This window comes from Bradyrhizobium sp. STM 3566 (genome assembly GCF_045571445.1).
In the GTDB taxonomy this organism is placed as follows: Bacteria; Pseudomonadota; Alphaproteobacteria; order Rhizobiales; family Xanthobacteraceae; genus Bradyrhizobium; species Bradyrhizobium vignae.
The window spans coordinates 2,861,277-2,885,568 of sequence record NZ_CP120692.1 but is presented as its reverse complement, the minus strand read 5'-3'; the positions used below and the strand labels follow the sequence as shown (position 1 = coordinate 2,885,568).

Annotated in this window: 22 protein-coding genes, 1 tRNA gene and 2 riboswitches; of the genes, 13 read left to right on the top strand and 10 right to left on the bottom strand. The window is 64.6% G+C overall.

The features are described from left to right. Window positions 1-12: 12 nt before the first annotated feature. Both P6U27_RS13670 and P6U27_RS13665 read right to left on the bottom strand, forming a co-directional pair. Window positions 13-543 (bottom strand): gamma carbonic anhydrase family protein, encoded by a 531-nt coding sequence (locus P6U27_RS13670; protein WP_122402592.1) that lies wholly within the window; start codon window positions 541-543, stop codon window positions 13-15. A gap of 83 nt (window positions 544-626) precedes the next feature. Then, entirely contained in the window at window positions 627-956 is a 330-nt protein-coding gene (locus tag P6U27_RS13665; protein WP_027576733.1) for a DUF6949 family protein, read from the bottom strand. Window positions 957-1,178: 222 nt separating this feature from the next. Between P6U27_RS13665 and P6U27_RS13660 the strand changes: the two genes are divergently transcribed. Continuing rightward, entirely contained in the window at window positions 1,179-1,886 is a 708-nt protein-coding gene (locus P6U27_RS13660) for a hypothetical protein (RefSeq protein WP_209296185.1), read from the top strand. A 310-nt stretch (window positions 1,887-2,196) separates the two neighbouring features. On the opposite strand, the gene P6U27_RS13655 is transcribed toward P6U27_RS13660, so the two are convergent. Then, entirely contained in the window at window positions 2,197-2,415 is a 219-nt protein-coding gene (locus P6U27_RS13655) for a DUF3126 family protein (protein WP_007602550.1), read from the bottom strand. A 128-nt stretch (window positions 2,416-2,543) separates the two neighbouring features. Then, a complete protein-coding gene (gene cysE / locus P6U27_RS13650; protein WP_122402590.1) occupies window positions 2,544-3,368 on the bottom strand; it encodes a serine O-acetyltransferase in 825 nt (274 codons plus the stop codon). A gap of 276 nt (window positions 3,369-3,644) precedes the next feature. Here cysE and P6U27_RS13645 point away from each other — a divergent pair, with 276 nt between their 5' ends. Both P6U27_RS13645 and P6U27_RS13640 read left to right on the top strand, forming a co-directional pair. Continuing rightward, entirely contained in the window at window positions 3,645-5,003 is a 1,359-nt protein-coding gene (locus P6U27_RS13645) for a hypothetical protein (RefSeq protein ID WP_407194202.1), read from the top strand. Window positions 5,004-5,314: 311 nt separating this feature from the next. Further along, the gene (locus P6U27_RS13640; RefSeq protein WP_122402589.1) at window positions 5,315-5,701 is read left to right on the top strand and encodes a cupin domain-containing protein; all 387 of its coding nucleotides are present in this window, start codon (window positions 5,315-5,317) and stop codon (window positions 5,699-5,701) included. A 154-nt stretch (window positions 5,702-5,855) separates the two neighbouring features. Here the strand turns inward: P6U27_RS13640 and P6U27_RS13635 are convergent, their stop codons facing one another. After that, on the bottom strand, window positions 5,856-6,611 hold the full coding sequence (locus P6U27_RS13635; protein ID WP_122402588.1) for an alpha/beta fold hydrolase: 756 nt from the start codon (window positions 6,609-6,611) through the stop codon (window positions 5,856-5,858). Between the two features lie 166 nt (window positions 6,612-6,777). Further along, window positions 6,778-7,914 carry a hypothetical protein gene (locus P6U27_RS13630; protein WP_209296183.1) on the bottom strand — a complete coding sequence of 379 codons (1,137 nt, stop codon included), beginning with the start codon at window positions 7,912-7,914 and terminating at the stop codon, window positions 6,778-6,780. Between the two features lie 306 nt (window positions 7,915-8,220). Here P6U27_RS13630 and P6U27_RS13625 point away from each other — a divergent pair, with 306 nt between their 5' ends. Further along, the gene (locus P6U27_RS13625; protein ID WP_008562814.1) at window positions 8,221-8,466 is read left to right on the top strand and encodes a zinc-finger domain-containing protein; all 246 of its coding nucleotides are present in this window, start codon (window positions 8,221-8,223) and stop codon (window positions 8,464-8,466) included. Window positions 8,467-8,485: 19 nt separating this feature from the next. Continuing rightward, complete coding sequence (locus tag P6U27_RS13620) at window positions 8,486-9,688, top strand: FAD-dependent monooxygenase (protein ID WP_129145786.1); 1,203 nt, start codon at window positions 8,486-8,488, stop codon at window positions 9,686-9,688. 25 nt (window positions 9,689-9,713) lie between these two features. On the opposite strand, the gene P6U27_RS13615 is transcribed toward P6U27_RS13620, so the two are convergent. After that, window positions 9,714-10,133 (bottom strand): twin-arginine translocation pathway signal, encoded by a 420-nt coding sequence (locus P6U27_RS13615; protein ID WP_209296182.1) that lies wholly within the window; start codon window positions 10,131-10,133, stop codon window positions 9,714-9,716. Window positions 10,134-10,306: 173 nt separating this feature from the next. Here P6U27_RS13615 and P6U27_RS13610 point away from each other — a divergent pair. The 3 genes from P6U27_RS13610 (at window position 10,307) to P6U27_RS13600 (ending at window position 12,084) form a co-directional block, all read left to right on the top strand. Continuing rightward, window positions 10,307-10,395: transfer RNA gene (locus P6U27_RS13610), tRNA-Leu, on the top strand. A gap of 243 nt (window positions 10,396-10,638) precedes the next feature. Continuing rightward, on the top strand, window positions 10,639-11,889 hold the full coding sequence (locus P6U27_RS13605; protein ID WP_407194201.1) for a multidrug effflux MFS transporter: 1,251 nt from the start codon (window positions 10,639-10,641) through the stop codon (window positions 11,887-11,889). A 54-nt stretch (window positions 11,890-11,943) separates the two neighbouring features. Beyond that, window positions 11,944-12,084: a hypothetical protein gene (locus tag P6U27_RS13600; protein WP_407194200.1), complete on the top strand. Its 141-nt coding sequence runs from the start codon at window positions 11,944-11,946 to the stop codon at window positions 12,082-12,084. A gap of 9 nt (window positions 12,085-12,093) precedes the next feature. Here the strand turns inward: P6U27_RS13600 and P6U27_RS13595 are convergent, their stop codons facing one another. Then, window positions 12,094-13,680 (bottom strand): glycosyltransferase family 39 protein, encoded by a 1,587-nt coding sequence (locus P6U27_RS13595; protein ID WP_407194446.1) that lies wholly within the window; start codon window positions 13,678-13,680, stop codon window positions 12,094-12,096. A gap of 226 nt (window positions 13,681-13,906) precedes the next feature. Then, window positions 13,907-15,517 carry an ABC transporter substrate-binding protein gene (locus P6U27_RS13590; RefSeq protein WP_407194199.1) on the bottom strand — a complete coding sequence of 537 codons (1,611 nt, stop codon included), beginning with the start codon at window positions 15,515-15,517 and terminating at the stop codon, window positions 13,907-13,909. A 267-nt stretch (window positions 15,518-15,784) separates the two neighbouring features. Here P6U27_RS13590 and P6U27_RS13585 point away from each other — a divergent pair, with 267 nt between their 5' ends. The 5 genes from P6U27_RS13585 to P6U27_RS13565 all read left to right on the top strand — a co-directional run bounded on the left by P6U27_RS13585 (window position 15,785) and on the right by P6U27_RS13565 (window position 22,442). Next, a complete protein-coding gene (locus tag P6U27_RS13585) occupies window positions 15,785-16,912 on the top strand; it encodes a M20/M25/M40 family metallo-hydrolase (protein WP_407194198.1) in 1,128 nt (375 codons plus the stop codon). 106 nt (window positions 16,913-17,018) lie between these two features. Continuing rightward, window positions 17,019-17,123, top strand: a riboswitch (glycine riboswitch). 3 nt (window positions 17,124-17,126) lie between these two features. After that, window positions 17,127-17,239: riboswitch (glycine riboswitch) on the top strand. 68 nt (window positions 17,240-17,307) lie between these two features. Next, complete coding sequence (locus tag P6U27_RS13580) at window positions 17,308-18,609, top strand: D-amino acid dehydrogenase (RefSeq protein WP_407194197.1); 1,302 nt, start codon at window positions 17,308-17,310, stop codon at window positions 18,607-18,609. A 178-nt stretch (window positions 18,610-18,787) separates the two neighbouring features. Further along, entirely contained in the window at window positions 18,788-19,729 is a 942-nt protein-coding gene (locus P6U27_RS13575) for an ABC transporter permease (RefSeq protein WP_407194196.1), read from the top strand. Between the two features lie 19 nt (window positions 19,730-19,748). After that, window positions 19,749-20,636 carry an ABC transporter permease gene (locus tag P6U27_RS13570; protein ID WP_122402580.1) on the top strand — a complete coding sequence of 296 codons (888 nt, stop codon included), beginning with the start codon at window positions 19,749-19,751 and terminating at the stop codon, window positions 20,634-20,636. Between the two features lie 156 nt (window positions 20,637-20,792). Next, window positions 20,793-22,442 carry an ABC transporter ATP-binding protein gene (locus P6U27_RS13565; RefSeq protein WP_407194195.1) on the top strand — a complete coding sequence of 550 codons (1,650 nt, stop codon included), beginning with the start codon at window positions 20,793-20,795 and terminating at the stop codon, window positions 22,440-22,442. A 525-nt stretch (window positions 22,443-22,967) separates the two neighbouring features. Here the strand turns inward: P6U27_RS13565 and P6U27_RS13560 are convergent. After that, the gene (locus P6U27_RS13560) at window positions 22,968-24,134 is read right to left on the bottom strand and encodes an IS110 family transposase (RefSeq protein WP_122406392.1); all 1,167 of its coding nucleotides are present in this window, start codon (window positions 24,132-24,134) and stop codon (window positions 22,968-22,970) included. Between the last annotated feature and the right edge of the window lie 158 nt (window positions 24,135-24,292).

Below are 24,292 nucleotides of genomic sequence, written 5' to 3'. Positions count from 1 at the left end.
GCCGGCACGTTCTCAGCCGATCCGCTTCAAGCCTTGCTTGAAGCGCGGACCGTTGGCGACGTAAAACCTCGCCGCACTTCCCATCTTCTGCACCTGAGCGTCGTCGAGCGTGCGGATCACGCGCGCCGGCGAGCCGATGATCAGCGAGCGCTCGGGGAACTCCTTGCCCTCGGTGATGACGGAGCCGGCGCCGACGATGCTGTTGCGGCCGATCCTTGCCCCGTTCATCACGATCGAGCCCATGCCGATCAGCGCGCCCTCCTCGATGGTGCAGCCGTGCAGGATGACGTTGTGGCCGACCGTGCAGTTCCTGCCGATGACAAGCGGAAAGCCGAGATCGGTGTGGCAGGTCGAGCCGTCCTGCACGTTGGCGCCCTCGCCGATCTCGATCCACTCATTGTCGCCGCGCAGCACCGCGCCGAACCAGACGCTCGCGCCCGGCTTCAGGCGCACCCGGCCGATCACGGTGGCAGTCTCGGCGATGAAATAATTGCCGTCGGCGGGAAGGTCGGGCGCCTGCCCATCGAGCTCGTAGATCGCCATGGAGGTCTCCTGTCGCGTTGACCACTGGCATAGCCAAACGGCAGCCTGGACGCAAAGGGCCGGCCGCGATCAAGACGCGGGCATCAGACCAGGAGGCCGGCCGCGCGCAGCGTCATCAGAAAGAAGGTGCCGCTCATCATGCTCCAGAACCCGGCGATGAGGGTCGCCATCATCACGAATTCGACGCGGCGGCTTTCCACGCGCATGCCGCGCAGCGTGTTGCGCATGATGATGAAGGGCGCGGCGAACACCAGGAACGGAACCGCCGCAAAGGTTTTCGGCGCCACACCGTCCTGCAACAGGCCGAAGCCGGCGGGCCGCTGCGCGAGCGCCTGGTATCCGTTCACGAGCGCGCCCGCGAGCGCAAAACCGATGCAGATCGAGAAGAAAGTGTTGAGAGCTTCAGGTGTCATCGGAACGGTCCGCCCTTACGCAACGCGAGGTGCCATCCTGTGACAAAAAGTGCCGGTTAACGCTACATTATCCTTAAGGGAAGGTTAACGCGACCGGCCGGTCCGCGCAGAGCCGTCCCCGCTTCCCGCAGCCGCGAACGCTGCGCGAACTCGCCGTCGCGTGGCATATTCGGCGCTGATTCGTCGGCCATCGGCCGACCTCCGGCTCGACTTGCGCAATTCATGACGGTGTTCTCGGCAGCTCCCCTCAGGTCCCCCCGCACGCGCCCCCGGGCGCATGTCGTCCCCATCGCGCTCGCCGGCACTGCCGCGGCATGCGCGGTCGCGCTCGTCGCCTACCTGTTGTGGCCGACCTGGGGCAGCCGGGGCGCGGACGCCCCGGACAAGCTGCCGGTGAGCGTCGGCGGCACGCTGTTCAACCTGCCGGTGACCGCGATCCGCATGAAGATCCAGCGGCACTCGGGGCCGCAGGAACGCATCGATCTCGACTTCCTCTACCCCTCGCTGGAGCCGCCCGGCGCGCCCAGGCACGTCACCGCCGACACGGCGGAAGCGGCGATGCAATCGATCGACCGCATCTTCCTGTCGATCGCGGCCCATCACGAGGCGCTCTCGCCCGAGCAGCGAACCGCAACGATCTATCCGCGCTATCTCGACCAGGCCGCGGCGATGCCTGTGGACGGCCTGACGATGCGGATGTTCCGCACCGACACGCCCTACGGCAGCGAGGACCTCTATTCCGCTGCAAGCCCCGTGCTGACGGCGCGCTGTACCCGCGATGCGGCCACCCCGGGCATGTGCCTCTCGGAGCGCCGCGTCGGCGGCGCCGACCTCACCTTCCGCTTTCCCCGCAGCTGGCTGTCGCAATGGCGCGACGTGGCGGAGGCGATGGAGAAGCTGACGGCGCAGTTGCGCGGGCCACGGGGCTGAGCGGGGCCTTCCAAAACAAAAAGTTCGAAAACAAGCCCATGCACAGTAGCCAAGTGCCTGGCACGACTTCGTATTTTTCGAACAAGACTTGATCCGTCGGGCAAAACGGGAGCATGATGCCATCATGCGCTTCCTGAAGCCGCCGGGGTTGGCTCTAACAGACACGTGCGCGAACTATGCAGCGCATCGATCTCGACATTCGCCTCTCTGAAGAGATCAAGCGCGCTCATGGGCGTTGCAGCGCGTCCGGGACACGATAGCGCCGCACACGGCAAAGGTTTCTTCGCCCGCAACGGCGGCGTAGCGACAACTACTCCTGATCGACGAGATCGTCCTCGAGGATCGCCATCTGGAACTGGAACGAACGATCGTCGTCCTCGTCGTCGACGAACAGCACGCCGATGAATTCCTCGCCGATATAGACTTCGGCGGAATCGTCCTTCTTCGGCCGCGGCACGACGCGAATCTTGGGATTGCCGAATACGCGCTTCAGATACGCGTCGAGCTTTCTCACTTCCTTGACGTCCACGGCAGTCTCCAATCGAAAATGGGTTGGCGGGGTTTACGACGAGACGCGGCGAACCGCCAGCATGAATTGCCAAAGAAATTTGGAACGGAAAGGGCCGGAAAACCGGCCCCGTTCCGGTCGAGCGGAGATTAAAGTCCCATGGCGTTGATCATTTGATCCATCGTGCGCGACGGCTCGGCGCAGCCGGCTTCGCCGACGATCTTGGCGGGCACACCTGCAACCGTGACGTTGTGCGGCACCGGCTTGACCACGACCGAGCCGGCAGCGATGCGGGCGCAATGGCCGATCTCGATATTGCCGAGGATCTTCGCGCCGGCGCCGATCAAGACGCCATGGCGGATCTTGGGATGACGGTCCTCGTTCTCCTTGCCGGTGCCGCCGAGGGTGACGCCGTGCAGGATCGAGACGTCATCTTCGATGACGGCCGTCTCGCCGCAGACGAAACCGGTGGCGTGGTCGAGGAAGATGCCGCGGCCGATGCGCGCGGCGGGATTGATGTCGGTCTGGAACACCGCCGACGATCGGCTCTGAAGATAGTATGCGAAATCCTTGCGGCCCTTGAGATAGAGCCAGTGCGCGAGGCGATGGGTCTGGATGGCGTGAAAGCCCTTGAAGTAGAGCAAGGGATCGATGAAGCGCGAGGTTGCGGGATCGCGGTCGTAGACGGCAACGAGATCGGCGCGGAAGGCGTTGCCGATATCAGGGTCGTCGCGCAGCGCCTCGATATAAGCCTGGCGCACGAGGTCGCCCGACAGTGCGGAGTGATCGAGCCGGTCGGCGACGCGGTGGACCACCGAATCTTCCAGGCGGCCATGATGCAGCACCGCCGAATAGATGAAGGTCGCAAGCTCCGGCTCGCGACGGACGATGTCCTCCGCTTCGCTCCGGATCCGGTCCCAGATCGGATCGAGCGATGCGAGCTTTCCTCCCGGATTGACCTGATGCACTGCCATGGGAATTTGCTCTCTCGAATGGGCTTCTTTTGCGGGCTGTATAGCACAGTCTAGGCGACAAAGTCCTGACGGGCTTGCCTGAGAGTGAACAGCACCTCGCCCCACGGGGGCACGCCAAGACTTTGAAACACAACAGTTTCTTCTGACGCCCCGAAGTGCAAGGTCGGCTCAAAGTGGTCAGAGTTTTGCCAAATTCAAGCGGGGCGGCGTCAAACTATTGGTGAATTCTCTCTGAGCCTTTATTGCGGTCATGTCCGAGCGAGGACGGGAGCGGATTTGAGCATCACCACCGAACAATTGCGCGCGCACGCCGCAGATACGTTTTGGCTGCGGCTGGCGGCGGTGGCCCTGCCCCTCCTGATGATCGCGCCGGCGGTCTGGAACGGCTATCCGCTGTTGCAGTGGGATACCGGCGGCTATCTGGCGCGCTGGTATGAGGGCTATCTCGTGCCCAGCCGCTCCACGGTGTTCGGCCTCTATCTGCATTATGGCGAGGGTTTCGGCTTCTGGATCAATCTCGCCGTCCAGTCCCTGGCGACGCTGTGGCTGCTGCAGCTCACACTTCGTGTCCTCTCGATGATGCAGACCTTCCGCTTCGTCGCGATCAGCCTCGGCCTGATCCTGTCGACCGCGCTGCCCTGGCTTGCGAGCATGCTGCTGACCGACATCTTTGCCGGGCTCTCGGTCCTGTCGCTGTTCTTGCTGGTCGTCGGCGCCGGCAGGACATCGACGCAGGAAAAGGTCGCGCTGTTCGCCTTCACCTCCTTTGCCGCGGCGACCCACAGCGCCACGCTCGGCGTGCTGCTCGGCCTGTGCGTCGCCGGATTGATGGTGCGGCCGTTCATGGGCAAACGCCTGCCGCTTGCCGGACTAGCGCAGGCGAGCCTCTCCATCGTTGCCGGCGGCCTGATGCTGGTGTCGGCCAATTACGCACTGTCCGGCAAGCTGGCCTGGACTCCCGGCGGTTACGGCGTCGCCTTCGGCCGCATGATGCAGGACGGCATCGTCGCACAATATCTCAACGACCATTGCCTGCGCGAACGTTACAAGCTCTGCCCCTATCGCAACGAGCTCCCGGCGACCGCCGATGAGTTCCTGTGGGGCAAGAGCATGTTCAACACGCTCGGCCGGTTCGATGGGCTCAATGAGGAGATGGGCTACATCGTCGTGCATTCGCTCGCGGATTATCCGGCCTGGCAGGCCGGCGCGGCGTTGCGCGCGATGGGCCAGCAATTGCTGCATGTGGCGACCGGCGAAGGCATCAATGGCTGGATCCCGCACACCTACGGCATCATCGAGCGCTACATCCCCGCACAGGTCGCTCCGATGCGGGCGGCGCGGCAGCAGCACTGGGACATCAACTTCGACGACGTCAACTGGCTGCATGTCCCCGTCGCGCTGGCCTCGATGCTGGCGCTGGTTCTGCTGCTCGCAGATGCGCTGGCGAAACGCCGGCTGGACGATCTGACGCTGCTGGCGGCGACGGTGACGCTGGCGCTACTCGGCAACGCGTTCATCTGCGGCGTGATCTCCGGCCCGCACGACCGCTACGGCGCGCGGATGGTGTGGGTGGCGACGTTCGTGGTGCTGATGGCCGCGGCGCGGCGGCTGGGCGAGGACGTCAAAGCGCGATGAGATTGGGATGACGAGTCATCGCGCTTGGTTTCGTCCGAGCAGCGATCGCTTTTGACTTGGCGTTCAGCAGCCTATCCGCCTCGGCAAAGAACGAGAGTCCAATGACAGCCCGTGGCGAACTCCAGGCGCTCTTGCACGTTTGCTCGTAGCTCGCTGCTGACATCCCCTATTTTCTGCGCGACCTCCCTGAGGGAGTGGGGAGGGAGCGGACGTGGTGCAACGCACAGAAAATCAATCTTGAGTCGCGGCCGCTGATCGGGCTTAATTTTCGCGATCTGCGATTTCCGCCGATCGGAAAACGGGGAATTGCGATGAAGATGATAATCGGACTGCTGTTTGCATTTCTTTTGGCCGTACCCGCTAAGGCGCAGGACTCTCCATTCCGTAAGGAGCTGAAGCGCGCTGATCTCTCAGGCACAAACATGGAAGTCATCACCAGCATTTCTGAGATCAAACCGGGTGACGTCTCAACCCTCCACATTCACCACGGAGAGGAGTCATTCTACGTCTTAGAGGGAGGCACGATCGAACTTCCCGATGGGAAGCAAGTGCCGTTCCCAACCGGTATAGCTGCCGTTAACGTCCGCGAAGTGCCCCACGGAGCTTTCAAGGTCGTCGGCGACAAAACCGTGAAGCTTCTCACGGTGCATATCGTCGACAAAGGTAAGCCTCTCTACGACAAACCTCCTGCGAAATAGATCGACCCGCGGGAGACCGCATTGTGCGGGCGGTCTCTCCGCTCCCCTGAGAGGAGTCAGGGCGAGTGAACGTCGGCTTTTGGCCCTTTGCGAGTGGATGGCCCCTTGTGATGGGACATTTCAGGACAACCCGACCGCCTCAGACAGCATTGCCTCAGCCGCGGCGTGAGAGGAAATCGAGCACGCCGATCTTGTAGACCTTGTCGCCGACCGCACGCATGTGATCGCGATTGGGAATATCGAGCACTTCCGAACCAGGGATGATCGCGCCGAGCGCGCTGGCACTTCCTGCGACGTCGTCGGCGCTGCCGACCGCGATCAGCACCGGCACCTCGATGCGCGCGGCCTCGTCCCTGGTCATGAGCTCGCGCGTGCCGCGCAGGCAGGCGGCGAGCGCACGGCGATCGGAGCGCGTCTGATCGGCAAAAGCGCGAAAGGTGCGGCCGACGGGATCGGTGACGTCATCGAGCGAGGGTGCTTCCAGCGCCTTGGCGACGTTCTCGCCGGGTCCGGTGCCCTCGATCAGGCCGCCGATGCCGATGCCGCCGAGGATCGCCGAGCGCAGGCGCTGCGGCTCGTTGAGGGAGAGCCACGCCGTCATCCGCCCGCCCATCGAATAGCCCATGATGTCGGCCTGCGGAATGGCGAGGTGGTCCATCAGCGCGAGCACGTCGCCGGCCATCGCGGGAATCGAGTACTGCCCGGGCTCGTAGAGCTTCGCGCTTTCGCCGTGGCCGCGATTGTCGAGCGCAATCACGCGGCGGCCGTTCTTGCGCAGCTCCGAAACCCAGGTCGGATAGACCCAGTTCACGTTCTTGCTGGAGGCAAAACCGTGCACCAGGATTATCGGATCGCCCTCGCCTTCATCGAGATAGGCAATTTCAACGGCGCCGTTGTGGAAGCTCGGCATCAATCAGTTCCGGAGGTTTCGAGGGGGAAAGCTCGATCTTAGAGCATGATCCGGAAAAGTGTGCAGCGGTTTTTCCTCGCGGCAAACGCGGACCGCGCTTGCGCAGAGATCATGCTCAAACAATAGCCCGGAGTGCGCCGACGATTTACCCCAATTTCGTCGCGCTTTAGGCCTCGAGAGCCGCACGTTCCAGCGCGGCTTCGGCTGCGATCTGCGCACGGCGGAGCCGCCGCGCGCGCCGGCGATCGCACCAGGCCTGGGTCAGGCGCTCGGTAGTCGCCTTGATGGAGGAGAGAAGACCGAACAGCGTCAGTGCCGCACCGAGCAGCCAGAGCGTCAGATCGAACGCGCCGCCGATCAGCAGCAGCGCGCCGCGGCCGAGCAGCTTCAGAATCGCGCGGGTCTTGCCGCCCTGCGCTTCCGCAAGCCGCGCCGCGCGCGCGACGTCCTTCGGTCCTTCGGCGATCCGCAGCGTGTCCATCGCGCCGCGCGTGCCGGTCTTTTCGGCGACGCGCGTGACATCCTTGCCGAGCCGGACCAACGCGCCGGCCTTCTCGGCCCGGAACGCGGCCTTGATCGCGCTCACGGTCTGACCCGGCCGCAGCACCGAGCCTGATGCCACCGCGTTCCGGAGCGCCGGCGTGTCGACGACCTCGCGCGCAGACCGGCCGGCCCATGCGGCGAGCCCCTCGCCGAGCCGTCCGACCTTCCGCGCATCCTTCACCAGCGTCAGTCCGGCGCGCACCGGCGCGGCACCGCCGACGGACACGTAGGTTGCCGCCGTCACCGCAAGGCCGGCCGCCGCAAGGCAGAGCACGAGGCGGTCGGTGTCCTCGCCCATGGCCAGATGCTTGCCCTCGCGCACCACGTCCCTGATGTCGCCGATCACGAACAGATCGCCGGCCACCGTTCCCGACAGGCTCGCGACATCGTCCGCGTTGCCGGTGACGAGACCGGTGGCGAAGCGCTTGGCGAAATGCGCGGTGGAATTCGCCGATTTCACGGCGTCCTCGACGCGGCTCAGGAGGTCGTCGGGGAGCGCGATGTTGCGGTCACGCGCCAGCGCGACGAAACTGTCGGCGAGATCGGCATCGCCTGATGCAAGCGCGGCCTCGATATTGTCCTGGACCAGGCGGTCGTTCTGCCTCAGCAGTGCACCGAGCTTCAGCTCGGAGAGCGCGGCCGGATCATCCTGGGCAGAGAGAATCGCGCCTGCCTCACGGGCGTGCGGCGCGACCTGCGCGAGCATGAAGCTGCAAGCCGCGATACCGGTCAACGCTGTGCTGATTCGCAGCCACTTCATGCGGAAAGCCTGGACACTCTCGGATCGCTCGTGCCTGATGACTCGTCTTTCGTCACAAATTGCACGCGTCCCCAGACATAGTGTGCCAAAATTGCGACACAACGTCCCCGACGAAAGAAGGGCTTCTCTCTGGCCTCAAGATTGTGTCGAATTTGCATGAGCAAACGAGCATGGGGCAATTGCAAGCTTTCGGTTCCGCTGGACTAGCAATCATCTGCACCCGCCAGTATGGTCCGCGGCGCCTTAAAGATGCCGCGTCAGTCGTTGATTGTGTCTGCCGCCATTGCCACTCCAGGATGAGTTACGATGTCCGACCATGTCGTCCCGCACTTCCATAACGATGCCGGTGTCCCCGTCATCGAGATCGGCTCGCAAGAGTTCATGTGCGTCGGCGCCAATCCTCCGTTCGATCATCCGCACGTGTTCCTCGACCTCGGCAACGACAACGAGATCATCTGCCCCTACTGCTCGACGCTGTACCGCTTCGCGGCCGACCTGAAGCCGGGCGAAGCCCGCCCGCCGGAATGCGTCCTGAAGGACAAGGTGGCCTGACCGCCTCCGTCGGTCTGGGGTGGCGCTCTCCCGAACGATTGTCATCGCCGGCGCCGGCATGGGTGGCCTGACGGCCGCGCTTGCGCTCGCCGCCCGCGGCTTCCGCATCGTCGTGCTGGAAAAGGCCGAGCGCCTCGAGGAAGTTGGCGCCGGCCTGCAACTCTCCCCCAATGCCAGCCGCGTGCTGGTCGAGCTCGGCCTCACCGACCGCCTCAAGTTGCGCGCGGTGATCCCCGAGGCGGTCTCGATCATGAGCGCGCGCGCCGGCGGCGAGCTGCTGCGCATGCCGCTCGGTGAAGCAGCCTCCGCGCGGGCCGGCGCCCCCTACTGGGTGGTGCACCGTGCCGACCTGCAATCGGCACTCGCCGGCGCTGTTGCCGATCATCCCGATATCGACCTGAAGCTGGGTGCGGTCTTCGAGGACGTCGCGCCCCACGCCAAGGGACTGACCGTCGTCCACCGCAGCGGCACGATCCGCCGCAGCGATCTTGCCAGCGCCCTGATCGGCGCCGACGGCATCTGGTCGACGGTACGCCAGCATCTGTTTCCTGAGGTGCAGCCGCGCTTCTCCGGGTTGATCGCCTGGCGCGGCACGCTCGAGGCCACGCAGCTGCCCAAGGAGTATACCGCACGCCGGGTACAGCTCTGGATGGGGGCGAACGCTCATCTGGTCGCCTATCCGATCGCAGGCGGACGCCAGATCAACGTGGTGGCGGTGCTGCCCGGCACCTGGAACCGGCCGGGCTGGAGCACGCCCGGCGATCCGCGCGAGGTGATGGACGCGTTCGCGGCGCCACGCTGGCCGCCGGCGGCGCGGATGATGCTCGCCCCGGTCGACAGCTGGCGGAAATGGGCGCTGTTCGGCCTGCCCGACGGTTGCCCCTGGAGCAAAGGTCCGGTGGCGCTGCTCGGCGATGCCGTGCATGCGATGCTGCCTTTTGCAGCCCAAGGCGCCGGCATGGCGATCGAGGATGCCGCCGTGCTGGCGCGGCTTTTGAGCCTCGAGGCCGCCGAGAGCACCGCGGGCATCACCGCCGCGCTCAAGCAATATGGAGCTGCGCGCCGGGCCCGCGTGCGGCGGGTGCAGCGGACCGCACGGCAGCAGGGCCGGATCTATCACTTCAGTGGGCCGCTCGCGTTCGCACGCGATCTGGCGATCCGCGCGCTCGGCCCGGAGCGCATGTTGGCGCGGCAGGACTGGATCTACAACTGGCGGCCTTGATGCGAAGCGCCGCCGGCACAATGCCTCAGCGGGCCGCTTTCCCGGATTTCGATGCCGGCTTGGCGGTGGCCGCGGGCGATGCCGCAGGTGTCGCCTCAGGCGGCGTCTCCCGGCACTTGTTGCGGCGCCAGGCGTCCTCGGCCAATTGCGCCTGCCCGCGCACCGCGACGTAGTCGTTGCGATAAGCGAGCTCGGACACGACGGCCCCGCCAGCCCCGGTCTGCGCCTTGTCCATCAGTCTCTGCAAATCGGCGGTGCGATTGGCGAGGTTCTTGCGCTCGGTCTCGAGCTGCTTGCAATCGTACAATTCGTATTTGGCGGGATCGGCAAAGGCTGGTGCGATCGTCTCGCTCATGCCGGCGCAGCCGGACAGCGCGACGCCAGCTGCAAGCAGCGCGATGAGCGCGCAAAAGCCGCGCAGCGAAGAGCAAGACGAAACAGCCATGCCGGATGAATAGCCCCCGTGGATTGAGAATGCCTAAAGCAGCAACAGATGTCTGGATTGAGGCTTTGCCTTGTGCGCCCGGCTCGCTTAAGGAAGAACCGTCCCCTCGGCTATGCACCGCGCCAATTCCAGACGGCCGGGATGGACTTAAATATTTGATCTCGTTGGATCAAGCGGGCATGGCGGAATTGGTAGACGCAAGGGACTTAAAATCCCTCGGTGCGCAAGCGCTGTGCCGGTTCGACCCCGGCTGCCCGCACCACGAGAGCTGACGGTGCCACCTCGGCAAGAAATACAGCACTGTCAGAACGGGACAGAGGACCAGCTCGAAGGCCTTCACGATGCCGAGTAACCCGGCCTGAGGCACGAGCGAAAACCATCATCCTTGCACGCTCCCTCACCGGTTTTTGACCGCCCCTGCCCCGCCTGCCAGCCATCCCGAAACATGGGTTGTGCGATGCAGCATCAGCGCTAGATAAGTCGCTCGATTGCAGGGGTGAGTTTCTTGTCTGACGTCAATGCCGACGATTGGGTGTCCTCCGGACACCGCCCGATGGGTTTTCCAGAATTCGTCATCGTGATCGCGTCCATCATGGCGCTCAATCCGCTCGCGATGGACATGATGCTGCCGGCGCTGCCCAATATCGGCACCGCCTTCAAGATTCCCGTCGCGAACCATCTCCAGCTGGTGCTGTCGACTTTCCTGATCGGCTTCGGCGCCGGCCAGTTCGTCATGGGTCCCCTGTCGGACCGTTTCGGACGCCGGCCGGTGCTGCTCGGCGGCATGGCGGTCTATGCGGTGGCGAGCGTGCTGGCGGTCGCGGCGCCCTCGTTCGAGACGCTGCTGTTGGCGCGTGCGCTGCAGGGGCTCGGCACCTCGGCGACGCGCGTGATCGCGACCTCGATCGTGCGCGACTGCTATCTCGGCCGCCGCATGGCGAGCGTGATGTCGCTCGCGATGATGGTGTTCATCGCGGTGCCCGTGGTCGCCCCCTCGTTCGGACAGGCGGTGCTGCTGGTGACGGCGTGGCGCGGCATCTTCGTGGTGCTGATGCTCTACGGCCTGCTCGCGCTCGCATGGTGCGTGCTGCGGCTGCCTGAAACCCTTCCCGAGTCCGAGCGCAGGTCGCTGGCGCCTGCCGACGTGCTCGCGGCCTTCCGGCAGACCGTGACCCATCGCCAGACGATCGGCTATGCGACGGCGGCCGGAAGCGTGATCGGCGCACTGTTCGCTTACGTCTTCTGCGCCCAGCAGGTCTTCACCGGCATCTATCATCTCGGCCACTACTTCCCGCTCGCTTTCGCGGCGATCGCCGCCGGCACTGCCATCGCCGGCTTTCTCAATGCGAGGCTGGTCGGGCGGCTCGGCATGCGCGTGATCTCGCACGGGGCGCTGACGCTCTACGCCGTGGTGGCCGGCGTGATGCTGCTGACGGAAAGCCTCGGCGTGCTGCCGCTCGCCTTGTTCATGGCGCTCTCCGCTTTGATGATGTTCTCGTTCGGCATGATGGTCGCCAACTTCACCGCGCTCGCGATGGAGCCGCAGGGACACATCGCCGGCACCGCCTCCTCGCTTTACGGCTCGATCACGACGCTGATCGGAATCGTGGTCGGCATGGCGATCGGGCAGAGCTTCGACGGCACGCTGCTGCCCTTCTCGGTCGGCTTCTTCCTGTCGACCCTCGCTGCGCTCGCGATCGTGCTGGTGGTCGAGAAGGGCCGGTTGTTCAGGCCGCATCATCGTCCGGTCGGCTGAGGAACCACGCGGCGGCCTCGATGTTGTCCTGCAGCAATTCCAGAGGATGCTGCAATGGAACTGGAACACCGCGAAGAGCGCGGCGAGGTAGAACGGCAGAAGACGGAACGTTCCGAACCGCGCGCTGAGCGGGCCGCGTTCACCACGCCGCTTGCGAGCGAGGGGCTCGAGCAGGTGCGCGACAGCCACTGCTGAGCACGCCGCCTATTCGGTGCCCCGCCGGCTGGCGCTGAAATCATCCGCAGCGCTGGCCGGCACCGGGCTTCCCTGCGGCAGCGCCATCAGCACGATCACGTCCCGAGACAAACCAGGCTGGCCCCACAGGGAAGCGCGCACGGTGAACTCGCGCCTGACGAAATGTCCACCGCGGGCGGACACCCATTCCATCCAGCGGCTACAATATTCCTGCCCGCGAAAACAGAGTGCGGCCCAGCCGCGGTCCAGCGTCGTCTGGTGCGGCAGACCCCAAGTGTATTGGTACTCGAACGGCCGCGCGTAATGCGGATGGTCGGGACTGTAGAACGCCGTCGCGAAGGCAAGCGCGTCGTCGCCGCTGACCGCACTCAGCGGCTCACCGGTCTGCTCGCGCCACTCGCGCGTCAACTCGCCGGCCGCCTGCGCGTAAAAGCTCCGTCCCTCTTCATAGCCGTGCTTGTTGCTGGCATGGATCGGCGCCGCGATCAGGACGGCGGCAAGCGCAGCGCCGGCAACGATCACCGTGAGGTTCACGGTGTGGAAACGCTCGATCGGATAGCTCGTGCCGCAGACCACGAGAACGGCGAACAGGAATAGCCCCTGCAAGGCCCACAGCGACGGCAGATCGGTGCCCCACACAAGCGACGTCAGCACCGGCAGCACGATCGTACCGATCGTGACGTAGAACAGTAACCGCAGGCCCGGGCTCATGGCCGCGAAGTCGGCCGGAAACTGCTTCAAGCGCGTTCCCGCGATCAGCACCCAGAGCAAGGCCGATAGGCTCATCGCGGCGGCCAACCCCAGCACAAAGTTTCTCGCCTCGCCGAGTGAGCTCGAGACGTTGCCGCTGGCATGCGCCAGTGCGTAGGTGAAGGTCGACGCGCCCGTGGTCGCGAGCCAGTAGAGGTGGGGCGACAGCGCCGCGAGCCCGACGACGACCGAGATCCATGGCGAAGCGGAGCTGAAATAGGCGCGCCGCGCCGGGTGCGCCAGCGCGGCAAACGCGAAGCTCACGACGAGAAAGATCGAATAATATTTGCCGACCATCGCCAGCGCGGTCGTGCATCCCGCCGCGATCGCCCACGGCCAAGCGCGCGTCTCGAACGCGCGCAGAAAGCACCAGGTCGCCAGCGGCCAGGTCGCCAGCAGCACCGAATTGGCATTGAAGCGCTGGGCATGAAATTGGTAGGCCGGCGTCAGCATCAGGAGCAGGAGCACCAGGATGCGCTTGTGTCCGGTCACGAACTGCCGCGAGATCAGATCGACGAAGAACAGCGCGAGCCCGGCATTGGCCATCGCCATCAATTGCAACGACCAGTCGCTGAGCGGAAACACCGAGGTCCACGCCGCCGTCACCCACCCCATCAACGGTGGATGCTTGTGATAGCCGAAGGCGAAATTCCGGCCCAGCGTCCAGGCTTCGAGCGTATCGGGATGAAGGCCGCCGCCGGCATAGGCGATAGCGAGATAGAGGGTCCAGACCACGACAAAGCAGGCGATGAGAAGCGGCACGGCCCAGCCACCCTCGACGGCATCGAGCCAGCGCAGGAAGGGCCGGCGCCAGGGCGCCGGCGCGCGGTCGGACCGTTCGGCCATCGCCTGGAATGCAAAATCGATCGGCACGGGAAGCAAATCTGAAAAAATGATACGCGAAGACGCAGCATCTATTTCAGCTTGGAAACAAATAGCAACGATTAGCAATTGAAAAAGTTAAAGGGCGCCGCCTCTGAACCAGCGCAAGGCCATCAAACGGCAACGGCGCCGCTGATGACAGCGGCGCCGTGCGAGGGTCCGGCCGAAGGCCGCGAGAGGGGTTCTCGCCCTATTCCGACTTGTCGATGTTCCAGAACAGCGGCGTCGCCGGACCGTCGAGCACGCCGGTCAGCGATTTGCGCCAGCCGCTCGGCAGCAGGTACTGCCCGAGCGGGATGTAGATCACCTGCTCATAGGCTTCCTTCTGGATGTCGGCCGCGATCTTCTTCTGCTCGTCGAGCGAGGCTGCGCGGACGAACGCATCCTTGAGCTGCTCGATCTTGGCATCCTCCGCCCAGCCGAACCAGCCGCCCTTCTTGCCCTGGCCGCCGATCGAGAGATTGGCGATCGGGTTGGAGACGTCGGCCGCGACCCAGTTGGTGAAGAACATGTTCCAGCCGCCCTCCTTCGGCGGCTTCTGGCTGGCGCGACGGCTCACCACGGTCTGCCAATCGGTCGCCTGCAGGTCGACCTTGAAGCCGGCCTCGCGCAGCAGCTGGGCCGCAACGATCGGCTGTGCCTTCAGCGTCGTGACGTCGCCAGGTGCCATGATCACGACCGGCGTGCCGTCATAGCCGGATTCGGCGAGCGCCTTCTTCGCTTCGGCCATGCCGTTGCCCTTCACGAGGGTCTCGGCACCGACCTCGGTTGCGAGCGGCGTGTCGCACACGAAGAAGGCACCACAGATCTTCTGATATTTCGGGTTTCCGACCAGCGCGTCGAGAACGTCCTTCTGGTTCATCGCCAGCAAGGCAGCGCGGCGCACCTTCACGTTGTCGAACGGCGGATAGAGGAAGTTCATGCGGCCGAGGGTCTGGAAACCGAACTTATTGGAGACCTCGATCGTGAGCTCCTTGTTCGCTTCCAGCACCGGCAGCATGTCGTATGGCAGATTTTCCATGAAATCGATGTCGCCCGACTGCAGCGCGTTCACCGCGGTCTGCGAGTCCGGCATGGTGATCCACTCGACGCGGTCCACCTTCACCACCTTGCCGCCGGAGGTCCAGCTCGCCGGCTCCTTGCGCGGCACGTAGTCGGTGTTCTTGACATAGACCGCCTTCACGCCGGGCTGGAATTCGCCCTGCACGAACTTGAAGGGACCCGAGCCGATCTGCTCGGGAATCTGCTTGTCCGGCGGCGTCTCGGCGAGACGCTTCGGCATCATGAAGGCGACGCGCGAGGACGGCTTGCCGATGGAGTCGAGGACGAGGCCGTAGGGTTCCTTCAGCTTCAGCGTGATGGTCTTGGCGTCGGTCGCCTCGAGGCTCGCGGTGAAGTCCATGAGCTTCTGGCCCATGCCGTCGACCGCAGCCCAGCGCTTCAGCGAGGCGACGCAGTCCTCCGCCGTCACCGGCGCACCGTCATGCCACTTCAGGCCATCGCGCAGGGTGAAGGTGTAGGTGAGCTTGTCATCGGAGATCTTCCAGTCCGCCATCTGCGGCTGGATCTTGAAATTCGAATCCGGAGCGACCAGCGTGTCGTAGACCATGTAGCCATGGTCACGCGTGATGTAGGCCGTGGTGAAGATCGGGTCGATGATGCGCAGATCCGAATGCATCACCGCCGTGAGGGTCTTGCCGGCCGCCAGCACTGGCGAAGCCAGCGCGGTCGAAAGCGCGACGACCGTCAGCGCAAGTTTGGAGGCGAATGCGCGAGGCCCCCGGCGCGTGAAGTGGAACATAGAGGGTTCTCCTGACGTGAAACTGTTCAAAGGCAGGTTATTGGTTGAGCATGCGGTTCGTTCGTTGAGCGAACTAACCTCATGCAATGCCTTTATCTTTTCGAGACTTGCAGACAGTGTTGAGCGCGTCAATCCGGTTTCGTCGCAAGCCCTCGCGGCGCGCGCACGGGCTCCACAAAGATCAGTTTAGCTCTACAACGCTCTCCGCTGTCCTGCCCCGCGCCGATGCAATGCGCGTTCCATCTTCGCAGCTTGAGAGACATTGAGATGAATCCAGCCAATCTTCCCCTCGATTCCGAGGCCATGCTCGAGGGCCTGCGCACCTGGGTGGAATGCGAGAGTCCGACCTGGGACGCGGGTGCCGTTAACCGCATGCTCGATATCGCAGCGCGGGATATGGCGATCATGGGTGCGACCATCGAGCGCATCGCCGGCCGCCAGGGCTTTGGCGGCGTCATCCGCGCGCGCTTTCCCCATCCGAAGCAGGGCGAGCCGGGAATCCTGATCGCCGGACACATGGATACCGTTCACCCCATCGGCACCATCGAGAAGCTGAAATGGCGGCGCGAGGGCAACAAATGCTACGGCCCCGGCATCTACGACATGAAGGGCGGCAACTATCTCTCGCTGGAAGCAATCCGCCAGCTGGCGCGCGCCTCGTTCACGACGCCGCTGCCGATCACCGTGCTGTTCACGCCGGATGAGGAAGTCGGCACGCCCTCCACGCGCGACATCATCGAGGCCGAAGCCGCACGCAACAAATACGTGCTGGTGCCGGAGCCCGGCCGCGCCGACAACGGCGTCACCACCGGACGTTACGCCATCGCACGCTTCAATCTCGAAGCGACGGGACGGCCGAGCCACGCCGGCGCGACGCTGTCGTCGGGACGTTCGGCGATCCGCGAGATGGCGCGGCAGATCCTCGCGATCGACGCGATGACGACGGAGGATTGCACCTTCTCGGTCGGCGTTGTCCACGGCGGACAATGGGTCAATTGCGTTGCCACGACAGCCACCGGCGAAGCGCTGTCGATGGCCAAGCGTCAGGCCGATCTCGACCGCGGCGTCGAGCGGATGCTGGCGCTGTCGGGCACCAACAACGACGTCACGTTCAAGGTGACCCGCGGCGTGACGCGGCCGGTCTGGGAGCCGGATGCCGGCACCATGGCGCTGTACGAAAAGGCGCGCATCGCCAAATCCCTCGGCGCGGAATTACCGCATGCAAGCTCCGGCGGCGGCTCCGACGGCAACTTCACCGGCGCGATGGGAATCCCAACGCTCGACGGCCTCGGCGTCCGCGGCGGCAACGGCCACACGCTCGAGGAGTTCATCGAGGTCGATAGCCTGGTCGAGCGGGGACGCTTGATGGCGGGATTGCTGGCGACGTTGGAGTAACGGCGCAGCGACGACGCAGGCTTCGCACTGCACAATGCATTGGCAATCGGGGTCGAAATTTAGCCTTGTCCAAAAATGAGGCGTATCGTACTGCTCGGCTTGTGCACGCGACGATGCGGGAGAGATCGCAACGAAGGCATGCTGCTTTCGTTACGGCGCCGACGGAGCAACCGCCCCGGAAACTCTCAGGCAAAAGGACTGTATCGACAGGACGATCTGGAGAGAGACGGCACGATTTGATCATCGTGACGTCCACCGAAGGGGATAGTCCGAGGCTGACCTTCCGAGGTCCGCGCCGGATCAAGCTCTCAGGTAACCGTGACAGATGGGGCGCCGCCAACGGCTTTCGAGCCGGCGGTCAGCCATCTCTAACTCACGGGAGCCCCGACTTCATCATGACTCATATCGCCATCATCGGCGCCGGCATCACCGGCGTAACGACCGCCTATGCCCTGCTGGAACGCGGTTACAAGGTGACGGTGCTCGACAAGCACCGCTATGCCGCAATGGAAACCTCGTTTGCGAACGGCGGACAGCTCTCCGCCAGCAATGCCGAGGTGTGGAACTCTACCGCGACGATCCTGAAGGGCCTGCGCTGGATGTTCCGGCGCGATGCGCCGCTGCTGATGAATCCGCGGCCGAACTGGCACAAATATTCGTGGATGAGCGAGTTCGTCGCCAATATCGGCAACTACCGCGCCAACACCATCGAGACCACGCGGCTGGCGATCGAAGCGCGCAGGCATCTGTTCGACATTGCTGCGCGCGAAGGCATCGACTTCGATCTCGAGCGCCGCGGCATCCTCCACATCTATCGTGACAAGGCCGGCTTTGAATCCGGTCTGCGCGTCAATGCGCTACTGCAGGAAGGTGGCCTCGACCGCCGCCCGGTGACGCCGGAGGAAATCCGCGCGATCGAGCCGACACTGCGGAAGGACTATTATGGCGGCTTCTTCACGCCGTCGGATGCGACCGGCGATATCCACAAGTTCACCCGCGGGCTGGCGGAAGCCTGCAAGCGGCGTGGTGCGACCTTCATTCATGAGGCCAACATCGATTCGATCGCACGGACCGGCAGCGGCTTTGTCATCGGCTGGGCCGATCTCGCGACGAGCGATGCTGACGCGTTTCAACGCGGCATGCTGAAGGCGGACGGCGTCGTGGTCTGCGCGGGCGTTGCGAGCCGTCATTTCGCCGCCCTGCTCGACGAGCGCGTCAACGTCTATCCGGTGAAAGGCTACTCGATCACCGTGCAGCTCGACACCGCCGAGAGCCGCAACGCCACCCCGACCGTGAGCCTGCTCGACGAGGCCGCCAAGATCGTCACCAGCCGGCTCGGGGCCGATCGCTTTCGCGTCGCCGGCACCGCCGAGTTCAACGATTTCAATCGCGACATCCGCGCCGACCGCGTGCAGCCGCTGATCGACTGGGTGCGCAGCAACTTCCCCGCCGTCGAAACGTCGCGCGTCGTGCCCTGGGCCGGGCTGCGCCCGATGATGCCGAACATGATGCCGGTGGTGCGCGCGGGACGGATACCGGGCGTGTTCTTCAACACCGGCCATGGCCATCTCGGCTGGACTCTGTCGGCGGCGACGGCGCAGATGATTGCCCAGACCATCGACGGCTGGCGCGGGCTCAATGCGACGCCGACCGTGCCTTCACTTAGGGGTGAGCATGAACTGCGACATGCATCCTGAGTGGCCGATGCCGGGGACATGCCGGCCTCTTGCTACAGGGCAGCCCTTGGCACACAATTTGCCCCAAGAGGATGGCGTCTCCGGGCAGCCTTTTCAGTCCAAGTGATAGGCATGATAGACACGACAGAATTCCCGGGTGCCTCGAGGCGCCACAAGTTCCGCAGCCGGAGATAGGTGCATGCTGGGTTATCTTATTCGCCGCGTTCTGGCCGCGGTGCCCGTGATGGGCGTCGTCGCTCTGTTCGTGTTCCTGCTGCTGCGGCTGACGCCCGGCGATCCCGCCGCGATCCTCGCCGGCGACAACGCGACGCCGGAACGGCTCGAGCGCATCCGCGCCTCGCTCGGCCTCAACGAGCCGCTGATCGTGCAGTTCATCACCTGGGTGAGCAAGCTGCTGCACGGCGACCTCGGAACCTCGCTGATCTCCAACCTGCCGGTGATGAAGATGATCGGCCAGCGCGTCGAGCCGTCGATCTCGATCGCGCTGTCGACCATCGTCCTCGCCGTGATCGTCGCAGTGCCGCTGGGCGTGATCGCGGCGTGGAAGCACGGCACCTGGATCGACCGTTTCGTGATGGGCCTGTCGGTCCTGGGCTTCTCGGTCCCGGTGTTCGTGGTCGGATATGTCCTGATCGAGATCTTCGCGATCGATTTGCGCTGGGTGCCGGTGCAGGGCTTCCGCAGCATCTCGAACGGCTTCGGGCCGTTCTTCGAGCGTATCATCCTGCCGACCTGCGCATTGTCCTTCATCTACATCGCGTTGATCGCGCGCATGACGCGCGCGGCGATGCTCGACGTGCTCGGCGAGGATTACGTGCGAACGGCGCGTGCGAAAGGCATCAACGAGGTTGCCGTGATGATGCGGCATGCGCTGCGCAACGCCGCCGTGCCGGTGATCACCGTGATCGGCACCGGCTTTGCGCTGCTGATCTCCGGTGTCGTCGTCACCGAGAGCGTGTTCAACATCCCCGGCATCGGCCGCCTCACCGTCGATGCGGTGCTGGCGCGCGACTATCCGGTGATCCAGGCGATGATCCTGCTGACGTCGCTGATCTATGTCGTCGTCAATCTCCTCATCGACGTCGCCTACACCCTGCTCGATCCCCGGATCCGGTACTGAGGCAAGGATAAGAACACACATGTCGGTCGATACCCTTCCCCAGTCGTCCATTCCGATCACGTCGCCACTGCGGCCGCGCTTCGGATTCCTCACCTCGACGCCGATCATCGCCACGGCGACGGTCCTGCTCGCCCTGATCGTGGTGGTCTCGATCGTCGCCCCGCTGATCGCGCCGCATGATCCGATCCAGCTCGCGCCGTCGCAGCGATTGAAGCCGTCCTCGGCGCAATTCCTGCTCGGCACCGACGCTTACGGACGCGACCTGTTGTCGCGCGTGATCTATGGCGGCCGCATCTCGCTTCTGATCGGCATCGGTTCGGCGATCCTGTCGATCGCCATCGGGCTCGCGATCGGCCTCGTCTCCGGCTTCTTCAAGCTGATCGATTCCGTCCTGATGCGCGTGATGGACGGCCTGATGGCGATGCCGAGCATCCTGCTCGCGATCGCCGTGGTCTCGCTCTCCGGCGCCAGCCTCTGGACCGTGCTGATCGCGATCACCATTCCCGAGATCCCGCGCGTGGCGCGCCTGGTCCGCTCCGTCGTGCTGTCGGCGCGCGAGGAGCCTTACGTCGAGGCCGCGATCTCGGTCGGCTCGAGCCTGCCGAAGATCATGTGGCGGCATCTGATGCCGAACACGATCGCTCCGCTGATCGTCCAGGGCACCTATGTCTGCGCAAGCGCGATCCTCACCGAGGCGATCCTCTCCTTCCTCGGCGCCGGCATCTCGCCGGAGACGCCGACCTGGGGCAACATCATGGCCGAGGGTCGCCAGTACTTCCAGATCAAGCCGTCGCTGATCTTCTGGCCGGGCCTCTTGCTCTCGATCGCCATCCTCAGCATCAACCTGATCGGCGACGCCGCACGTGACGCCCTCGATCCCCGCATGAAGCAGCGGGAGGGCAAGTGATTTGTTTCCCCGGCCCATCCCCTTGTTCCGTCATTGCGAGCGAAGCGAAGCAATCCAGTCTGCCTCCGCGGAAGGATTCTGGATTGCTTCGTCGCCAGCGCAGAATTGCTCTGCAATCTTGTCGCGGGCTCCTCGCAATGACGACGGAGTGACCTGATGACCAAACTCGTTCTCGACATCAACAATCTCGTCGTCTCCGTCGGCAAGAAGCCGAAGGGCGCCAACATCATCGATGGCATCTCGATCCAGGTGCGCGAGCGCGAGACGCTGTGTCTCGTCGGCGAAAGCGGCTCGGGCAAGTCGGTGACCTCGCTCACCACGATGGGCCTGCTGCCGAAGGGGACGCTGGTTCCCACCGGCGGCAGCATCAAGCTGGTCGGCGAAGAGGTGCTCACCGCGACCGACCGCCGCCTGCGCCAGCTCCGCGCCACACAGATGGCCATGATCTTCCAGGAGCCGATGACCGCGCTCAATCCGGTGGTGCCGGTCGGCCGCCAGATCGACGAGGTGCTGCGCGCCCATACCGATCTCGATGCCAAAGCGCGCAAGAAGCGCATCCTCGACATGATGGAGCAGGTTCGCCTGCCCCAGGTCGAGCGCATCTTCGCCTCCTATCCGCACCGCCTCTCCGGCGGCCAGCGCCAGCGCATCATGATCGCGATGGCGCTGGTGCTGGAGCCGAAGCTCCTCATTGCCGACGAGCCGACCACCGCGCTCGACGTCACCACGCAGAAGCAGATCCTGACCCTGATCCGCGACCTCCAGCGCGATCACGGCACCGCCGTGCTGTTCATCACCCACGACATGGGCGTGGTCGCCGAGATCGCCGACCGCGTCGCGGTGATGCGGCAAGGCCGCCTCGTGGAGACCGGCCCGCTCGAGACCGTGCTGCGCAACCCGACCATGGAGTATACCCGCAACCTGCTGGCTTCAGTGCCGAGCCTGGTGCCGCGACAACCGCGCGAGGAGACCCGCGAGCCGATCGTGCTGGAAGCCAACGAGCTCAGCAAGATCTACAAGGAGCGCGCCTTCTTCGGCAAAGGCCGCGAGGTCGTCGCCGCCGACAAGGTCACGCTGACCTTGCGCAAGGGCCGCACCCTCGGCATCGTCGGCGAAAGCGGCTCGGGCAAGTCGACGGTCGCGCGCTGCATCGTCCGCCTGATCGATCCGACCTCGGGCGGCGTGCGCCTTGCCGGCCGCGAGATCGCCGACATCTCGCGCCGCCTGCTGCAGCCGCACCGGCAGAAGATCCAGATCGTGTTCCAGGATCCCTACCGCTCGCTCAATCCTCGCGTCACCGTCGGAGAGAGCATCGCGGAAGGCCCGATCAATTACGGCGTGGCGCACCCTGACGCGATGAAGCGGGCGCGAGAGCTGCTCGAGCTCGTCGGCCTGCCAGCCGATGCGGTGTCGCGTTACCCGCACCAGTTCTCCGGCGGCCAGCGCCAGCGCATTGCGATCGCCCGGGCGCTTGCGCTCGATCCGGATGTGCTGGTCGCGGACGAAGCGGTCTCCGCGCTCGACGTCTCGGTACAGGCGCAGGTGCTGGAACTGCTCGACGAGATCCAGAAGCGGCTCGGCATCGCCATCCTGTTCATCACCCACGATCTGCGCGTCGCCGCGCAGATCTGCGACGAGGTGGTGGTGATGCAGCACGGCCGCGTCGTCGAGCAGGGTCCGGCCGCCGAAGTGCTGACGCATCCGAAGGAGGCCTACACCAAGGCGCTGCTGGATGCGGCGCCTGGGCGTAACTGGGACTTCGCCAATTTCCGGCCGGTGGCGGAAGGCGTGGGGGCTACGGCGTAGCTCTCTCCCCTCGTCATTGCGAGCGTAGCGAAGCAATCCAGAATCCCTCCTTGGAAAGACTCTGGATTGCTCACATGGGGATTTGGTGTGTCAAGGCGGTTTGTTCAGCTCTTTGTTCGATTGCAGGCCAGCTCTTCGTCCCGACCGTGGAGCACGTAGGATGGCGCGCGCAGATCGAGTCAAGGTCGGCCCGTAGGGCCGTCGCGAAGCGACTTGGCCTTGACTCGAGCGAGCACGCCATCAGGCTTTGGCAGTCGGGGCAGCGGGCGGATAACTCCTTTTCGTCAGGCGATCCAAGGGTCGAGCCGGTTTTTGCAATCTGGTTTGCTTGCCAGATCAAACTCACATTCGGTCGCCGCGCGGCGGCGGCTGCACCAACATTCCGCTTGCGGCGGGCAGGCTCGAGAGGACGAGACCATTCTTCGTTACGGCGTTTGAAGCCATGCAATCCATCGGTTCGTCCACCCGGATCGGCCGAGGCTGATCAATCTCGGCGGATTGGCTTTGAGGCTGAGGAGCGTGGTGTCAGGCGGCGGCCTTTATCTCGGCTCCCTCGATCACCACGCCCGCGGTCACGTACTTCCAGAGGGCCACGAGCAGCTTGCGCGCGAGCGCCACGATCGCGCGCTTGCGGCCGCGTTGGCTGTGCACCTTGAACCACTGGGTCAAAGCCGATTGAGGCTGGTGGCGTACCCAGAGCCAGGCGAGCTGGATCATCGTGGTTCTCAGGCGCGGATTGCCAGCCTTCGACACGCCTTGCTCGCGCTCGATGCCGCCACTGCGCCATGGCGTGGCTGCAAGGCCGGCATAGGATGCAATCTGGCGGCGGTTGGCGAACTGCCGGTAAAAGGCCTCCGACCAGAGAACGGCCGTGAAGTTCGGGCCCAGGCTCTTCAGTTCGAGCAGCATTGCCACCGGGTTCGATACGGTCTTCTCCCCCGCCGCCTTGCTCGCGGCCAGCAACGCATCCTGCTCGCGCTCCACCGCCGTGATCTGGTCGAGCAGCAGTTCGAGCCGGTCGAGTTCGCGGCTGATCTGCGCCTTCAGATGCGCCAGCAAGGCGCGCCCGTCGCCCGTCCGCAAGGCCTCCAGCCGCTTCCGCCGGTCTCGCCGCAGCGGCGCGTAGTCGAAGATCCCTTGCGCGAACAGAAGACCCTTGATCCGGTTCACATGCTCGATCCGCTCCGCGATCAAGGTCTCTCGCTCGCGGCACAGCCTACGGCGGTCCTCCTCTGCCGGAGAGGGCGCAACGACCATGGCGCAGACCCGTACCTCGCCGCGCTTGTAGGCCAGCAGCGTCCGCAACAGCGTCTCGCCATCCAGCCGGTCCGTCTTGGCCCGCCGGCGCCGGCGCGGCGTCGCAATCGAGGCCGGATCGACTACGTGGCTCTCGATGCCTTCCTGCTGCAGGGCGCGGTGAAGCCAGAACCCGTCCAGCCCCGCCTCCTGGATCGCGATGAGCGGATAGCTCTCACCCGTTCGCGCCTGCGCCTTGCGCTTCAGCTCCGCAAACAGCTTCAACAGTTCCGAAAGCTCGCCGGCCTTCATGCTGCGTTTGGACATCTTCTCGCCCTTGCAGGGCGACAGCGAAGTGACCAGCCATGTCGAACGGCTCAGTTCCAATGACACAAAAATTGCGCCAAACTGCGTGCGGATAGCGGCCAGTCCGTCGGAAGGATGATCGAGCAACATCGTCGTCTCCAGGTTGAATGGATTCAGCAACCCTCAGTCTGGCCTCAGACCTGGTCGCTATCCACTCCCCATGGAATCTTCGCTACGCTCGCAATGACGGTGTGCGCGGCACACATTCCCAAAACAGCTTGACCCTATGCGCGGCGCGATTGCTTCCC

What these genes read in the sequence shown, in the direction of transcription:
- P6U27_RS13670 (WP_122402592.1), bottom strand. Translation starts at nt 543, where the DNA reads ATGGCGATCTACGAGCTCGATGGGCAGGCGCCCGACCTTCCCGCCGAC.
- P6U27_RS13665 (WP_027576733.1), bottom strand. Translation starts at nt 956, where the DNA reads ATGACACCTGAAGCTCTCAACACTTTCTTCTCGATCTGCATCGGTTTT.
- P6U27_RS13660 (WP_209296185.1), top strand. Translation starts at nt 1,179, where the DNA reads ATGACGGTGTTCTCGGCAGCTCCCCTCAGGTCCCCCCGCACGCGCCCC.
- cysE (WP_122402590.1), bottom strand. Translation starts at nt 3,368, where the DNA reads ATGGCAGTGCATCAGGTCAATCCGGGAGGAAAGCTCGCATCGCTCGAT.
- P6U27_RS13640 (WP_122402589.1), top strand. Translation starts at nt 5,315, where the DNA reads ATGAAGATGATAATCGGACTGCTGTTTGCATTTCTTTTGGCCGTACCC.
- P6U27_RS13635 (WP_122402588.1), bottom strand. Translation starts at nt 6,611, where the DNA reads ATGCCGAGCTTCCACAACGGCGCCGTTGAAATTGCCTATCTCGATGAA.
- P6U27_RS13630 (WP_209296183.1), bottom strand. Translation starts at nt 7,914, where the DNA reads ATGAAGTGGCTGCGAATCAGCACAGCGTTGACCGGTATCGCGGCTTGC.
- P6U27_RS13625 (WP_008562814.1), top strand. Translation starts at nt 8,221, where the DNA reads ATGTCCGACCATGTCGTCCCGCACTTCCATAACGATGCCGGTGTCCCC.
- P6U27_RS13615 (WP_209296182.1), bottom strand. Translation starts at nt 10,133, where the DNA reads ATGGCTGTTTCGTCTTGCTCTTCGCTGCGCGGCTTTTGCGCGCTCATC.
- P6U27_RS13600 (WP_407194200.1), top strand. Translation starts at nt 11,944, where the DNA reads ATGGAACTGGAACACCGCGAAGAGCGCGGCGAGGTAGAACGGCAGAAG.
- P6U27_RS13595 (WP_407194446.1), bottom strand. Translation starts at nt 13,680, where the DNA reads ATGGCCGAACGGTCCGACCGCGCGCCGGCGCCCTGGCGCCGGCCCTTC.
- P6U27_RS13590 (WP_407194199.1), bottom strand. Translation starts at nt 15,517, where the DNA reads ATGTTCCACTTCACGCGCCGGGGGCCTCGCGCATTCGCCTCCAAACTT.
- P6U27_RS13585 (WP_407194198.1), top strand. Translation starts at nt 15,785, where the DNA reads ATGAATCCAGCCAATCTTCCCCTCGATTCCGAGGCCATGCTCGAGGGC.
- P6U27_RS13580 (WP_407194197.1), top strand. Translation starts at nt 17,308, where the DNA reads ATGACTCATATCGCCATCATCGGCGCCGGCATCACCGGCGTAACGACC.
- P6U27_RS13575 (WP_407194196.1), top strand. Translation starts at nt 18,788, where the DNA reads ATGCTGGGTTATCTTATTCGCCGCGTTCTGGCCGCGGTGCCCGTGATG.
- P6U27_RS13570 (WP_122402580.1), top strand. Translation starts at nt 19,749, where the DNA reads ATGTCGGTCGATACCCTTCCCCAGTCGTCCATTCCGATCACGTCGCCA.
- P6U27_RS13565 (WP_407194195.1), top strand. Translation starts at nt 20,793, where the DNA reads ATGACCAAACTCGTTCTCGACATCAACAATCTCGTCGTCTCCGTCGGC.
- P6U27_RS13560 (WP_122406392.1), bottom strand. Translation starts at nt 24,134, where the DNA reads ATGTTGCTCGATCATCCTTCCGACGGACTGGCCGCTATCCGCACGCAG.